Origin of the sequence: Streptomyces virginiae (assembly GCF_041432505.1) — a bacterium.
Classification (GTDB): Bacteria; Actinomycetota; Actinomycetes; order Streptomycetales; family Streptomycetaceae; genus Streptomyces; species Streptomyces virginiae_A.
The window spans coordinates 3074408-3088835 of sequence record NZ_CP107871.1; the positions used below are offsets into that span (position 1 = coordinate 3074408).

The 14428-nt window shown below is 72.4% G+C and carries 12 protein-coding genes and 1 pseudogene; 9 read left to right on the top strand and 4 right to left on the bottom strand.

The window, feature by feature from the left end; all coding sequences use genetic code 11:
* Positions 1-65: 65 nt before the first annotated feature.
* The 3 genes from OG624_RS14440 (at position 66) to OG624_RS14450 (ending at position 4308) form a co-directional block, all read left to right on the top strand.
* On the top strand, positions 66-1799 hold the full coding sequence (locus tag OG624_RS14440; protein ID WP_371639477.1) for an ABC transporter ATP-binding protein: 1734 nt from the start codon (positions 66-68) through the stop codon (positions 1797-1799).
* Positions 1796-3718 (top strand): ABC transporter ATP-binding protein, encoded by a 1923-nt coding sequence (locus tag OG624_RS14445; RefSeq protein WP_033224673.1) that lies wholly within the window; start codon positions 1796-1798, stop codon positions 3716-3718. The genes OG624_RS14440 and OG624_RS14445 overlap by 4 nt, the downstream gene beginning before the upstream one ends.
* Positions 3719-3810: 92 nt before the next feature.
* On the top strand, positions 3811-4308 hold the full coding sequence (locus tag OG624_RS14450) for a GNAT family N-acetyltransferase (RefSeq protein ID WP_033224675.1): 498 nt from the start codon (positions 3811-3813) through the stop codon (positions 4306-4308).
* 67 nt (positions 4309-4375) lie between these two features.
* On the opposite strand, the gene OG624_RS14455 is transcribed toward OG624_RS14450, so the two are convergent.
* Entirely contained in the window at positions 4376-5542 is a 1167-nt protein-coding gene (locus OG624_RS14455) for an RNA polymerase sigma factor (protein ID WP_371587740.1), read from the bottom strand.
* Between the two features lie 39 nt (positions 5543-5581).
* Between OG624_RS14455 and OG624_RS14460 the strand changes: the two genes are divergently transcribed.
* The 3 genes from OG624_RS14460 to OG624_RS14470 are packed head-to-tail and all read left to right on the top strand — an operon-like array spanning position 5582 to position 6752.
* Complete coding sequence (locus tag OG624_RS14460; protein WP_371639478.1) at positions 5582-6190, top strand: hypothetical protein; 609 nt, start codon at positions 5582-5584, stop codon at positions 6188-6190.
* On the top strand, positions 6187-6459 hold the full coding sequence (locus OG624_RS14465) for a hypothetical protein (RefSeq protein WP_371639479.1): 273 nt from the start codon (positions 6187-6189) through the stop codon (positions 6457-6459). The genes OG624_RS14460 and OG624_RS14465 overlap by 4 nt, the downstream gene beginning before the upstream one ends.
* Complete coding sequence (locus OG624_RS14470) at positions 6444-6752, top strand: hypothetical protein (protein ID WP_326748042.1); 309 nt, start codon at positions 6444-6446, stop codon at positions 6750-6752. Before OG624_RS14465 ends, OG624_RS14470 begins: the two co-directional genes overlap by 16 nt.
* Here the strand turns inward: OG624_RS14470 and OG624_RS14475 are convergent, their stop codons facing one another.
* From OG624_RS14475 to OG624_RS14485, 3 genes are all read right to left on the bottom strand, one after another.
* A complete protein-coding gene (locus tag OG624_RS14475) occupies positions 6753-8864 on the bottom strand; it encodes a molybdopterin oxidoreductase family protein (protein WP_371587742.1) in 2112 nt (703 codons plus the stop codon). It abuts the gene before it with no gap.
* 181 nt (positions 8865-9045) lie between these two features.
* Positions 9046-9816, bottom strand: coding sequence for a glucose 1-dehydrogenase (locus tag OG624_RS14480; RefSeq protein ID WP_371639480.1), 771 nt, complete (start codon positions 9814-9816; stop codon positions 9046-9048).
* Positions 9817-9885: 69 nt separating this feature from the next.
* Entirely contained in the window at positions 9886-10638 is a 753-nt protein-coding gene (locus tag OG624_RS14485) for a SanA/YdcF family protein (RefSeq protein WP_371639481.1), read from the bottom strand.
* Positions 10639-10844: 206 nt separating this feature from the next.
* Here OG624_RS14485 and OG624_RS14490 point away from each other — a divergent pair.
* From OG624_RS14490 to OG624_RS14500, 3 genes and pseudogenes are all read left to right on the top strand, one after another.
* Positions 10845-11698, top strand: a pseudogene (locus tag OG624_RS14490) (sirohydrochlorin chelatase).
* A 36-nt stretch (positions 11699-11734) separates the two neighbouring features.
* On the top strand, positions 11735-13060 hold the full coding sequence (locus OG624_RS14495; RefSeq protein WP_033224682.1) for a deoxyguanosinetriphosphate triphosphohydrolase: 1326 nt from the start codon (positions 11735-11737) through the stop codon (positions 13058-13060).
* Positions 13061-13153: 93 nt separating this feature from the next.
* Positions 13154-14428, top strand: coding sequence for an NAD(P)/FAD-dependent oxidoreductase (locus tag OG624_RS14500; protein WP_033224683.1), 1275 nt, complete (start codon positions 13154-13156; stop codon positions 14426-14428).

The following is a 14428-nucleotide window of genomic DNA, read 5'->3' on the forward strand; positions in this document are numbered from 1 at the left end:
GGGATCACAGGTCCGGTTGGCCCAAGATGGGTTGACCCCTCGATCGCGCCGACCGGAGCCTACGCGTGCTCATACGACTTCTGCGGACCCATCTGGTTCCGTATCGGAAACCCATCGCGGTGCTGGTCCTGCTGCAACTGCTGCAGACCAGCGCCAGCCTCTACCTGCCCACACTCAACGCCGACATCATCGACAACGGTGTCGTCAACGGCGACACCGGCTACATCCTGCGCTTCGGCGCGCTGATGCTCGGCGTCTCCCTCGTCCAGCTCGTCTGCAACGTCGGCGCCGTCTACTACGGCGCCCGTACGGCCGCGGCCTTCGGCCGGGACCTGCGCGCCGCGATCTTCGACCGCGTGCAGAGCTTCTCGGCGCGGGAGCTGGGCCAGTTCGGCGCCCCGTCGCTGATCACCCGTACGACGAACGACGTCCAGCAGGTCCAGATGCTGGTGCTGATGACCTTCACACTGATGGTCTCGGCCCCGATCATGTGCGTCGGCGGTATCGCCATGGCGCTCTCGCTCGACGTGAAGCTGTCGGGGGTCCTGCTCGCCGTGGTCCCGGTGCTCGGGATCGCCGTCGGCGCGATCGTCTTCCGCACACGGCCGCTGTTCCGCCGGATGCAGGTGCGCCTGGACACCGTGAACCGGGTCCTGCGCGAGCAGATCACCGGCAACCGGGTGATCCGTGCCTTCGTCCGCGACGACTACGAGAAGGACCGCTTCCGGGAGGCCAACGCCGACCTGACCGGGGTCTCGCTGGCCGCGGGCAAGCTGCTGGCCCTCATGTTCCCGACGGTGATCGTGGTCGTGAACATCTCCAGCGTCGCCGTCATCTGGTTCGGCGCGATGCGCGTCGACAGCGGCGGCATGGAGATCGGCCAGCTGACGGCCTTCCTCGCCTACCTGATGCAGATCGTCATGGCCGTGATGATGGCCACCTTCATGTTCATGATGGTGCCGCGCGCCGAGGTCTGCGGCGAGCGCATCCAGGAGGTCCTGGACACCGAGTCCAGCGTGGTCCCGCCCAAGGACCCGGTGCGCGAACTCGCCCGCCGTGGCCGCCTGGAGCTGCGCGGCGCCGACTTCCGCTACCCGGGTGCCGAGGCCCCGGTGCTGCGCGGGGTGGACCTGGTGGCCCGCCCCGGCGAGACCACGGCGGTGATCGGCTCCACCGGAAGCGGCAAGTCCACGCTGCTGGGCCTGGTCCCGCGGCTCTTCGACGCGACCGGCGGCGAGGTCCTCGTCGACGGGGAGGACGTCCGCGTACTCGACCCGGACCTGCTGGCCAGGACGGTCGGCATGGTGCCGCAGAAGCCGTACCTGTTCTCCGGGACCATCGCCTCCAACCTGCGCTACGGGCGACCGGACGCGAGCGACGAGGAGCTCTGGCAGGCGCTGGAGGTGGCCCAGGCCAGGGAATTCGTCTCCGCGCTGGAGGGTGGCCTGGACGCCCCGGTCAGCCAGGGCGGCACCAATGTCTCCGGCGGCCAGCGCCAGCGTCTGGCCATCGCCCGCACGCTCGTGCAGCGCCCGGAGATCTACCTCTTCGACGACTCCTTCTCGGCCCTGGACTACGCGACGGACGCGGCGCTGCGCGCGGCGCTCGCCCGCGAGACGGAGGACGCGACCGTGGTCATCGTCGCCCAGCGGGTCTCCACGATCCGGGACGCGGACCGGATCATCGTCCTGGACGAGGGCCAGATCGTGGGTGAGGGACGCCATCACGAGCTGATGGCCGACAACGAGACCTACCGGGAGATCGTGCTCTCCCAGCTGACGGAGGCGGAGGCCGCATGAGCGGGCCCGGAGGACGGATGATGATGGGGCCGGCCCAGCGGTCCATGGACTTCAAGGGCTCGGGCAAGCGGCTGCTGCGGCAGCTCGCGCACGACCGGGCCAAGATCTGGGGCATGGTCGCGGCCGTCGTCGGCAGTGTCGGCTGCGCGGTGGTCGGCCCGAAGATCCTCGGCGAGGCCACCGACCTGGTGTTCGCGGGGATCGTCGGCCGTGAGATGCCGGCCGGGACCACCAAGCAGCAGGCGCTGGACGGCCTGCGCGCCCGGGGCCAGGACGGTATGGCGGACATGCTCGCCGGTACCGACTTCACCCCGGGGCAGGGCATCGACTTCGGCGCCGTCGGGGTCGTGGCGATCTGGGCGCTGGTGGTCTTCACCTTGGCCGGCCTGCTGATGCTGGTCGCGACGAGGCTGTCGAACCACGTCATGAACGGCACCGTCTACCGGATGCGCGAGGAGCTCCAGGCGAAGCTGTCGCGGCTGCCGCTGTCGTACTTCGACCAGCAGAAGCGTGGCGAGGTCCTCAGCCGGGCCACGAACGACATCGACAACATCGGCCAGACGCTGCAGCAGACGATGGGGCAGCTGCTGAACTCGCTGCTGACCATCGTCGGCGTGCTCGTGATGATGTTCTGGATCTCGCCGCTGCTGGCGCTGGTCGCGCTGGTGACCGTACCGCTGTCGGTCTTCGTCGCCGCGAAGATCGGCAAGAAGTCGCAGCCGCAGTTCGTGGCGCAGTGGAAGGCGACCGGCGCGCTCAACGCCCACATCGAGGAGATGTACTCGGGCCACGGCTTGGTCAAGGTCTTCGGCCGGCAGCGGGAGTCCGCGGCCGTCTTCGCCGAGCAGAACGAGGCGCTGTACCGGGCCTCCTTCAAGGCGCAGCTGGTCAGCGGCATCATGCAGCCGGTGATGTTCTTCATCTCGAACATCAACTACGTGCTGATAGCCGTCGTCGGCGGGCTCCGGGTCGCCTCCGGCACCCTGTCGATCGGTGACGTGCAGGCCTTCATCCAGTACTCGCGGCAGTTCTCGATGCCGCTGACGCAGGTCGCCTCGATGGCGAACCTCGTGCAGTCCGGTGTCGCCTCGGCGGAGCGGGTGTACGAGCTGCTGGACGCGCCGGAGCAGGAGCCGGACGCCGTGGTTCCGGAGCGTCCGGAGGAGCGGCGCGGTCAGGTCACCTTCGACAAGGTGGCCTTCCGATACGAGCCCGACAAGCCGCTGATCGAGAACCTCTCGCTCACGGTCGAGCCGGGTCACACGGTCGCGATCGTCGGCCCGACGGGCGCGGGCAAGACCACGCTGGTCAATCTGCTGATGCGGTTCTACGAGGTCACGGGCGGGGAGATCGCCCTCGACGGGGTGGACATCGCGAAGATGACCCGTGAGGAACTACGCGCCGGCATCGGCATGGTGCTCCAGGACACCTGGCTGTTCGGCGGCACCATCGCGGAGAACATCGCCTACGGTGCCTCGCGCGAGGTCACGCGCGCCGAGGTCGAGGAGGCGGCGCGGGCCGCCCACGCGGACCGGTTCATCCGCACCCTGCCGGACGGGTACGACACCGTGCTGGACGACGAGGGTGCGGGCGTCAGCGCGGGCGAGAAGCAGCTGATCACCATCGCCCGGGCGTTCCTGTCGGAGCCGGTGATCCTGGTGCTCGACGAGGCGACGAGCTCGGTGGACACCCGTACCGAGGTGCTGATCCAGAAGGCGATGGCCCGTCTCGCGCGCGGCCGTACGTCCTTCGTGATCGCGCACCGGCTGTCCACGATCCGCGACGCGGACGTGATCCTGGTGATGGAGAGCGGATCGATCGTGGAACAGGGCACGCACGAGGAGCTGTTGGCCTCGGGCGGCGCGTACGCCCGACTGTACGCGGCGCAGTTCGCGCAGGCGGTGGCCGAGGTCGACTAGGGCGTCCCTTCCTTCGGACGTCGCACGGCGCGGGGGCACTCGGGTACGGGACACGTACGCGGGTGCCCCTGCGCCGTCGTTAGCATGACGGCATGGCATCGGACGTGGTGATACGCCCCGCGCGGGCGGAGGACGAACGCGAGATCGTGGAGGTGCTGCGGTCGGTGTGGTCGCGCGTGAGCGAACCCGGCCCCGAGCGCCCGGCGGACGCGGTCCTCTTCGACGAGCGGCATCCCGTGGAGAGGTTCCTCGTCGCGGAACGCGACCGGCGGATCGTCGGGTACATCGCCCAGGCCCCGGCCAGTCCCCTCGAATCCAATCGGCACGTCCGGCACATCCAGGGACTGGCCGTCCGTGAGTCCGCCCGCGGCAGCGGGGTCGCGGTGGCCCTCGTCGAGGCCGTCTGCGCCGCCGCCCGGGCCGACGGTGCCCGCCGGATGACCTTGCGCGTGCTCGGCCACAACCACCCGGCGCGGCAGCTCTACCGTCGCTGCGGCTTCGAAGTGGTCGGCGTCCTGCCCGAGGAGTTCCTGCTGGACGGGGCGTACGTCGACGACGTCTGGATGAGCAGGCCGCTGACCGACGCCTAGAAGCCCGCGCACCGGTGGCCGTCGGGGCGGGGGCGCCTGGCGGGGCGCCCCCTTTTCCGGTGGTCCGTCAGTCCAGGTACCCGCGGAGCTGGTCCGCGAAAGCGTGGTCGCGCAGTTTGTTGAGGGTCTTGGACTCGATCTGGCGGATCCGCTCACGCGTCACGCCGAAGATCCGTCCGATCTCCTCCAGGGTGCGGGGCCGCCCGTCCGCGAGGCCGTACCGCAGCTGCACGACCTTGCGCTCGCGCTCGCCGAGGGTGGAGAGGACGGCCTCCAGGTGCTCGCGCAGCAGGAAGAAGGCGGCCGACTCCACGGGCGAGGCGGCGTCCCCGTCCTCGATGAGGTCGCCGAGCGCGACGTCGTCCTCCTCGCCCACCGGGGCGTGCAGGGAGACCGGCTCCTGGGCGAGGCGGAGCACCTCCAGGACCCGCTCCGGGGTCAACTCCAGGTGGACGGCCACCTCTTCGGCCGTCGGCTCGTACCCGCGCTCCTGGAGCATCCGGCGCTGCACGCGGACGACCCGGTTGATCAGTTCGACGACGTGGACGGGCACGCGGATGGTCCGGGCCTGGTCGGCGAGGGCTCGGGACATCGCCTGCCGGATCCACCAGGTGGCGTAGGTGGAGAACTTGTAGCCGCGGGCGTAGTCGAACTTCTCCACGGCCCGGATAAGCCCGAGGTTCCCCTCCTGCACGAGGTCGAGCATGGTGAGCCCGCGACCCACGTACCGCTTGGCGACGGAGACGACGAGCCGCAGGTTCGACTCGATGAGCCGGCGCTTGGCCATCCGCCCCATGACGACGAGCTTGTCGAGGTCGAGGGCGAGCTGGGAGTCGAGGTCGGGGGTGTTGCCGAGCTTCTCCTCGGCGAACAGGCCGGCTTCGACGCGTCGCGCGAGGTCCACCTCCTCGGCGGCGGTGAGCAGCGGGATCCTGCCTATCTCGCGGAGGTACTGCCGGAACAGATCGGCGGACGGGCCCGCTCCGCCTCCGCTGTCGCCGCTGCTGCGCCTGCGCTGCACGGGCACCGGCTCGATCAGCTCCAGTACCTCGGGCTCTTCGTCCACGGCCTTGGCCTCCGAGGACTCGCTCACGTTCACGGTCAGGGTCCGGGTCTGCACGGGGGCGACCTCCAGGGCTCCGAGGACGGGGGCACCGCACCTCAGTGTGGGGTACGACACATCGCGGCCACGAGGGGCGTGCGAGCACTTTCTGAGTCCGGTGCGTGACCGCATGGTTACCCCCCGGCGGGAACCCCGATGCGGATCGGACGCATGTCCGAGATGATCGACTCCATGCATGAGTACGAGACCCACGTGACGGTGCGCTGCGCGGACGCGGCCGAGCTGGCGCGGCTCGACGCCTGGGCCGCCGCGCGGGAGTTGAAGGTGACCCACATCGAGCTGGCGCGGGGGCGGATGGTGTCGCAGCCGATGCTGACCGTGCCGGACCGCACGAGTCACGAGCGGCTGGTGCCGCAGCTGCGGGCGGACGGCTTCGACCCGGTCCGGGTCAAGGTGGAGACGGTCCCCTGGACCACGGACTCCCCCGGCCCGGGCGGCGGCTACTTCGAGCACCACATCCCGGTGCTGCTGCCCGTGGACTTCGACCGCCCGGCGCTGGAGGCCCTGGTGGTCCCGCACGGGGCGCACCTGTCGTGGAACGCGCGCCGGGTCGGGGGCGGGGACTGGGAGGTGCGGTTCGTGACGCAGCGGTGGCGCGGCGCCGCGGGGGCGGCCGGTGCGGGTGACGCCTTCGACGCGCTGATCCGGGAGCTCGACTCGGCCGGGTACGAAATGGGCACGGGGGAGAGGGAGTTCGTGCTCTCCGACAGTGACCTGTCGGTGGACGACGGCTGGATCGAGCAGGAGGCGACGGCGTGAGCGGGACGAACGCGCGGGACGCCGCCGGGGAGGAGCGGCGGCGGCGGATCGACCTGCCGCGCACCTCCACGGCCGGACTGGACGCGACGGGCCCCGAGGCCCGGGTCTTCGACCCGGCGCTCAAGCACTTCACGGACGGCTACCGGATCACGGACGCCGCCGTGGACGACACGCTGCGCCCCGCCTGGCGGGCCGCCCGCCGCACCGCGCTCGACGTCGTGGCGCGGGGCGTCGCCCGGTCGGGACGCTGTCCTTGGCCTGGAAGCTGATGTGGCTGGCCGGCGACATGCACCCGCAGGGCAAGGACCTGTACGACGCGGTCCTGCTGGCGGAGGACCGTGTACTGCCGTATCCGCTGCTGGAGGAGGTGTTCCGGCTGTCCGGGGAGTGGGAGGGCGGGGGCGGAAGGCAGATACCGCCGACCCTGGACGTGTTCGAGGACTTCACCGGAACCGACTGGGCGACCTTCGCCCTGGAGTACCCCGGCCTCGACATCGGCGGACGCCGCTACGAGGAGCGGCTGCCGGCGGCGCTGGCGCCGACCTTCGCGGACGGCGCCTGATCAGGCGGGCTCGACGCGGACCGCGCAGACCTTGAACTCCGGCATCCGGGACGTGGGGTCCAGGGCCGGGTTGGTCAGGGTGTTGGCGCGGCCCTCGCCCGGCCAGTGGAAGGGCATGAAGACCGTGTCCGCCCGGATGGTGTCGGTGATGCGGGCCGGGGCGACGGCTCGGCCGCGGCGGGAGGTCACGGCGAGCGGGCTGCCCTCGACCGCGCCGATCCGGGCGGCGAGGCGCGGGTGGAGTTCGACGAAGGGGCCGGGGGCGGCCGCGTTGAGCTCGTCCACCCGGCGGGTCTGGGCCCCGGACTGGTACTGGGCGACCACCCGGCCGGTGGTGAGCAGCAGCGGGTAGTCCGCGTCGGGGACCTCGGCGGCGTCGCGGTGGGAGACGGGGACGAAGCGGGCCCGGCCGTCGTCGGTGGCGAAGCGGTCCAGGAAGAGGCGCTCGGTGCCCGGGGAGCCCTCGGATCCGCCGGGGCCCTCGGGACCTTCGGGGCCTTGGGGGCAGGGCCAGAAGACGCCCTGTTCGGCCTCGATGCGGGCGTAGGTGATGCCCGAGTAGTCCGCGGGGCCGCCGGCCGAGGCCCGGCGCAGTTCCTCGAAGACCTCCTCCGGCTCGGTGGGGAAGCCCTTCTCGACGCCGAGGCGGGCGGCGAGTCCGTGCAGCACGTCCAGGTCGCTGCGGACCCCCGGCGGCGGGGTGATCGCCCGACGGCGGAGCAGGACGCGGCCCTCCAGGTTGGTCGTGGTGCCGGTCTCCTCCGCCCACTGGGTGACGGGGAGGACCACGTCCGCGAGGGCGGCGGTCTCGGAGAGGACGACGTCGGCCACGGCGAGGAAGTCCAAGGAGCGGATGCGGTCCTCGATGTGCGCGGCGCGGGGGGCGGACACCACCGGGTTCGAGCCCATCAGGAGCAGGGCCTTCACGTCCGTGCCGAGGGCGTCGAGGAGTTCGTAGGCGCTGCGGCCCGGGCCGGGGAGGCTGTCGGGGTCGACGCCCCAGACCTCGGCGACGTGGGCGCGGGCCGCCGGGTCGGTGAGCTTGCGGTAGCCGGGGAGCTGGTCGGCCTTCTGGCCGTGCTCGCGGCCGCCCTGGCCGTTGCCCTGCCCGGTGAGGCAGCCGTAGCCGGACAGCGGGCGGCCGGCCCGGCCGGTGGCCAGGCACAGGTTGATCCAGGCGCCGACGGTGTCGGTGCCCTTGGACTGCTGCTCGGGGCCGCGGGCGGTGAGGACCATGGCGGATTCCGGGGCGCAGAACAGGGCCACGGCCTCGCGGAGCCTGGGGACCGGTATCCCGGTGATGCGCTCGACCAGTTCCGGCCAGTGGGCCATGGCGGCGGCCCTGGTCTCCTCCCAGCCGGTGGTGCGGGCGGCGATGAACTCCTCGTCGACCCGGCCTTCCGCGACGATCAGGTGCAGCAGGCCGAGCGCGAGGGCGAGGTCGGTGCCGGGGCGCGGGGCGAGGTGCAGGTCGGCCTGTTCGGCGGTGCGGGTGCGGCGCGGGTCGATGACGATCAGGGTGCCGCCGCCCGCCTTGAGTTCGGTGAGGTAGCGCAGGGCGGGCGGCATGGTCTCGGCCAGGTTCGAGCCGACGAGGATCACGCAGCCGGTGCGCGGGATGTCCGCCAGGGGGAAGGGCAGCCCGCGGTCGAGGCCGAAGGCTCGCTGGTGGGCGGCGGCGGCCGAGGACATGCAGAAGCGGCCGTTGTAGTCGATCTGCGAGGTGCGCAGGGCGACGCGGGCGAACTTGCCGAGCGCGTAGGCCTTCTCGTTGGTGAGCCCGCCGCCGCCGAAGACCCCGACGGCGTCCGGGCCGTGGGTGCGGCCGGTACGGGCGAGGCCCTCGGCGACGGCGTCGAGAGCCTCCTCCCAGGTGGCCGGCTCCAGCTGCCCGGCGTGGGTGCGGACGAGCGGCTGGGTCAGGCGCACCCGGGAGGAGAGCACGGCGGGGGCGGTGCGGCCCTTGCCGCACAGCGCGCCCCGGTTGACGGGGAAGTCGGTCCGTTCCTCCACCGCCACGGTGGCACCGCCCGGCTCGGGGCGGAGCCTCATGCCGCACTGCAGGGCGCAGTACGGGCAGTGCGTGTCGATGGCGGAGTCGGAGGTGTGCATACGGTCCAGCGTGGGTCGGCGGTGTTACACCGGCCGCCGCCGCGCGTTACAAGTCCGGGTGCTGCGCCTCAGCGCGGCCGGACGGCTGCGGTGAGGCCCGGCGCGGCGGCGGACGGTGGCCCGGGGACCCTCCGGCGGCACACGCATATGCGGCCGTCCCGCCGGAGGGCGCGGGGGCGGGTCACTGCCCCGTCAGGTACTTCACCGTGGGGCCCGCGGTCCAGCCGCCGTCGACGGCGAGTTCGGCGCCCGTCATGTAGCCGGCGGCGTCGGAGAGCAGGAAGGCGATCGCCGCGGCGATCTCCTCGGGGACGCCGACGCGGCCGAGCGGGGCGCCGGGGTAGTTGCCTTCGCCCGCCTGGATGCCGATCGGGGCGGTCATCGGGGTCAGGGTCATGCCCGGGTGGACGGAGTTGACGCGGATCCCGGCCTCGGCGAGCTCCACCGCGCCGATCTTCGACAGGCCGCGCACGCCCCACTTGGAGGCTCCGTATCCGGCGGTGAGCGCGAGGCCGGTCAGACCGGCGGCGGAGGAGATGTTGACGATGGACCCGCCGCCGTGCGCGCGCAGCAGCGGGATCGCGGTCTTGATGCCGATGAACACGCCGACCAGGTTGATCTCGATGACCTGGCGGAAGTGCTCGACGCTCTCGTGCTCCAGGAACTGGCCGGTGGATATGCCCGCGTTGTTCACCAGGCCGTCGATGCGGCCGAACTCGGCGACCGCGTACTCCAGGGCCGCCCGCCAGTCGGCCTCGCTCGTCACGTCGTGCCGGACGAAGCGCGCCGCGCCGCCGAGCTTCGCGGCCGTCTCGGCGCCTTCCGCCTCCAGGACGTCGGTGATCAGCACCCGGCCGCCGCCGTCGACGACGGCCTGTGCGGCCGCGGCGCCGAGGCCGCGGGCTCCACCGGTGATGACGACGACCTTGCCGCTCAGATCCACAACAGCCACGGTTCCACACCCCTGACGCTCTTGTACGGACGAACCGGCATATGACTAATCGGCATAACCGGCGCGGCGTCAGTCTGCCAGAGCCTCCAGGGCCCGCGACACCCCCTCCTCCTTCGGTCCCAGGAAGTGCGGGGCCGGCTTGAAGGCCGCGTCCAGCGCCGCCTTGCCCGCCGCGAAGACCTCGCGGGTCTCGCCGTAGTACCAGGTGGCGTCGTGCACGTCGGCCACCCCGACGCCGTACGAGTCCAGGCCCGCCGCCTGGCACAGGGCGACGGCCCGGCGGATGTGGAAGCCCTGGGTGACCAGCACGGCCCGCTCCACGCCGAAGATCTCCTTGGCCCGCACGCAGGAGTCCCAGGTGTCGAAGCCCGCGTAGTCACTGACGATCTTTCGGTCCGGCACCCCGTGCGCGGTCAGGTACTTCCGCATCGCGTCGGGTTCGTCGTACTCGGTGCGGCTGTTGTCCCCGGTGACCAGCACGACCTTGACCTTGCCGGTGCGGTACAGCTCGGCGGCGGCGTCGAGCCGGTCGGCGAGGTACGGGGTCGGCCGGCTCCCCAACAGGCCCGCGCCGAACACCACGGCCACCTCGGCGACGGGCGCGTCGGCCGTGGTCCGCAGCCGGTCGGCGGCCACCGCGTGCATCCACGCCGAGGGCAGCAGCGCCAGCACGCAGCCCGCCATGACGGTCTGCACCGCCCGCCGCCGGTTCCGCACGCTGCGCAGCGCCACCACCGCCCGGCTCCACTCGACTCTCGGCAGGCGCGGCAGGCGCGGCAGGCGCGGCAGGCGTGGTCGGCGTGGCAGGCGTGGTCGGCGCATCATCCATCCCCAGGTCTCTCGACTGCTCGTCCGCAGGTCAGGACGCTCCTCGGGGCCTTGCGGTTCACCCGGCCCCCGATCCACGGCGGACGGGCCGCCGGCCGCGCCCGCCCCGAACAGCCGCGCCGACCCCTCTGTGAGCACCCGGCAAAGACCCGTCATCCCCGCGCAACGCACCGGCAACCTCCGGCGCGGAGGATCGATTCATGACGGAGCCGGTGCACCCTCCCGAGTTTCCCGCTCTTCCCTTCGACAGCACGGCCGAGCTGCTCGGCCGCATCACCCGCCAGCTGGGCACCCAGCTCAGCGGCCTGCGCCGACCCGGAGTCCGCCCATGCAGCCCACCCTCGTCGCCGTGGCCCACGGCAGCCGTGACCCGCGCGCCCTGCACACCGCACGCGCCCTCCTCGAACGCGTCCGCGAACTCCGTCCCCGGCTCGACGTCCGGCTCGGCCACATCGAGCTGACCGCGCCGCTGCTCGACGACACCCTGGGCGAGCTGTCCGGCTCGGCCGTGCTCGTCCCGCTGCTGTTCGGTCGCGGGTACCACGTCAAGCGTGACCTCCCCGCGGCCGCGGCCCGGGCCGGCCACCTGCTCACCCGCGTCGCCGCCCCGCTGGGCCCGCACCCGCTGCTCGTCGAGGCCCTGTACGAGCGGCTGCTGGAGACCGGCTGGACCCCGGCTCCCGGCTCGGCCGTCGTGCTGGCCGCCGCCGGTTCCCGCGACCCCGACTCCGCGGCCGACACCCGCCGCACCGCCGCCCTGCTCTCCGAGCGCCTCGGCGGCGTCCCGGTGACCCCCGCCTACGCCTCCGCCGCCGCGCCGAGCGCCCCCGAGGCGGTCCGGGCCGTCGCCGCCCGCGGCCACCACCGGATCGCCGTGGCCTCGTACTTCGCCGCTCCCGGCCGATTCGCCGGCCAGACCGCCGCGGCGGCGCCCGGCCCCGCCGCCGCCCCGCTGGGCGACCACCCGGCCCTGGCCCGGCTGGTGCTGCACCGCTACGACGAGGCCCTCGCCCGGCCCGTCCACCTGGCACGGCCGGAACTCCTCTCCGCCTGATCCCGGTTTGTCAGTTGTTCCGGTTACCGTCTCTGCATGGAAGGCACCACGCACGCCCTCACCGACGACCACCGCGACCTCTACGACGCGGCCGACACCGAACGCTGGGCCGCCGAGCCCGACAAACGGCCCGGCCGGACCGCCTTCCAGCGCGACCGCGCCCGCGTGTTGCACTCGGCCGCGCTGCGCCGCCTCGCCGGGAAGACCCAGGTCGTCACCCCCGGCACCCGTTCCTACGACTGGGACGCGAGCCCCCGGACCCGCCTGACGCACTCCCTGGAGTGCGCCCAGGTCGGGCGGGAGCTCGGCGCCGCGCTCGGCTGCGACCCCGACCTCGTCGAAGCCGCCTGCCTCTCCCACGACATGGGCCACCCGCCCTTCGGCCACAACGGCGAGGAGGCGCTCAACGAGTTCGCCAAGGACTGCGGCGGCTTCGAGGGCAACGCCCAGTCGCTGCGCCTGCTGACCCGCCTGGAGCCCAAGCGGTTCGTGCCCGACCCGACGAGCGGCGAGCTCGTCAGCGTCGGCCTCAACCTCACCCGGGCCTGTCTGGACGCCGCCACCAAGTACCCGTGGGCCCGCGGGGACCACCCCACCGACCCCGACTCGGTCAAGTTCGGCGCGTACGAGGACGACCTGCCGGTCTTCGCGTGGCTGCGCCGCGGCGCGCCCGCGGACCGCAAGTGCTTCGAGGCCCAGGTCATGGACTGGGCGGACGACGTCGCGTACTCCGTCCACGACTTCGAGGACGGCCTGCACGCCGGCCACCTCGACCCCAACATGCTCTACGCCGAGCCCGACCGCGCGGCGATCTGGCAGGTGGCCATCGGCCGGTACGTCCCCGCCGACACCGCGCCCGAGGAGCTGCGGACCGCCCTCGACCGTCTGATGGAGCAGGAGTGGTGGCCGCACGGGTACGACGGTTCGGCTCTCGCCCAGTCCCGGCTGAAGGACGCCACGAGCCAGCTGATCGGCCGGTTCTGCCTGGCCGCCGAGGGCGCCACCCGCGAGGCGTACGGATCCGGCCGTCTCACCCGCTACGGCGCCGAACTGGTGATCCCGCGCGAGGCGCGCAACGAGTGCGCGGTGCTCAAGGCGGTCGCCGACCTGTACGTGATGCAGCGCGACGAGCAGGAACGGATCCGCGCCGACCAGCGCATCGTCCTGGCCGAACTCGCGGAGGCGCTGAGCGCCCGCGCTCCCGAGGGGCTGGACCCGCAGTTCCGAGCCATCTTCGACGCGGCCCCGGACGACAAGGCCAGGAAAAGGGCGGTCATCGACCAGATCGCGTGCCTCACCGACGCATCCGCCCGTTCCCTTCACGCACGCCTCACCCGGCGCGGCCGACGCGCCGAAAGGTGAGTTGATCGAGCCACTCCCCCTTCACGCGGCAGGCTCGGTGCGGGACGCTCGCATGTGGTCGCATGTGGCGGAGAGGTTATGAGGAGGCATCAGGTGGTCGACGCACACCGGACATTCGTCATCGTCGGCGCAGGGCTCGCCGGGGCAAAGGCGGCCGAAACGCTGAGGTCCGAGGGGTTCACGGGGCGGGTGATCCTGATCGGCGACGAGCGCGACCATCCCTACGAACGCCCCCCGCTGTCCAAGGGGTACCTGACCGGCAAGGACGAACGGGAGAGCGTCTTCGTCCACGAGCCGTCCTGGTACGCGGCCTCCGACATCGAGCTGCACCTCGGCCAGCCCGCGGTCCACCTCGACCGGGACGCCAAGAAGGTGGTCCTCGGCGACGGCACCGTCCTGTACTACGACAAGCTGCTGCTGGCCACCGGCGCCGAGCCGCGCCGCCTGGACATCCCCGGCACCGACCTGGCCGGGGTGCACCACCTGCGGCGCCTCGCCCACGCCGAACGGCTGAAGGGCGTACTGGCCGGGCTCGGCCGGGACAACGGGCACCTGCTCATCGCGGGCGCCGGGTGGATCGGGCTGGAGGTGGCCGCCGCGGCCCGTGGCTACGGCGCCGAGGTCACCGTCGTCGAGCCGGAGGCGACGCCGCTGCACGCGGTGCTCGGCCCGGAGATCGGCCGGCTCTTCGCGGACCTGCACGGTGATCACGGGGTGCGCTTCCACTTCGGGGCGCGGCTGACCGAGATCGTGGGCCACGACGGCATGGTGCTGGCCGCCCGTACCGACGACGGGGAGGAGCACCCGGCGCACGCGGTGCTCTCCGCGATCGGGGCCGCCCCGCGGACCGCGCTCGCCGAGACCGCCGGGCTGGCGCTGGTCGACCGGGAGCACGGCGGCGGGATCGCGGTGGACTCCTCCCTACGCACCAACGACCCGGACGTCTACGCGGTCGGGGACGTGGCCGCCGCCCACCACCCGGTGCTCGGGACCCGGCTGCGGGTCGAGCACTGGGCCAACGCGTTGAACGGCGGCCCGGCCGCCGCACGGGCGATGTTGGGCCAGGAGGTCGGCTACGACCGCGTGCCGTACTTCTTCTCCGACCAGTACGACGTGGGCCTGGAGTACTCGGGCTACGCGCCGGCCGGCGGCTACGACCAGGTGCTGATCCGCGGCGACGTGGGCAAGCGGGAGTTCATCGCCTTCTGGCTGTCGCAGGGGCGGGTCCTGGCCGGGATGAACGTGAACGTGTGGGACGTCACCGAGCACATCCAGGCCCTGATCAGGTCGAAGACCCCCGTCAACCGCGAGGCGCTGGCGGACCCGTCCGTTCCGCTTGATTCCCTGGTGCGGGCCGAGGGGGCCTGA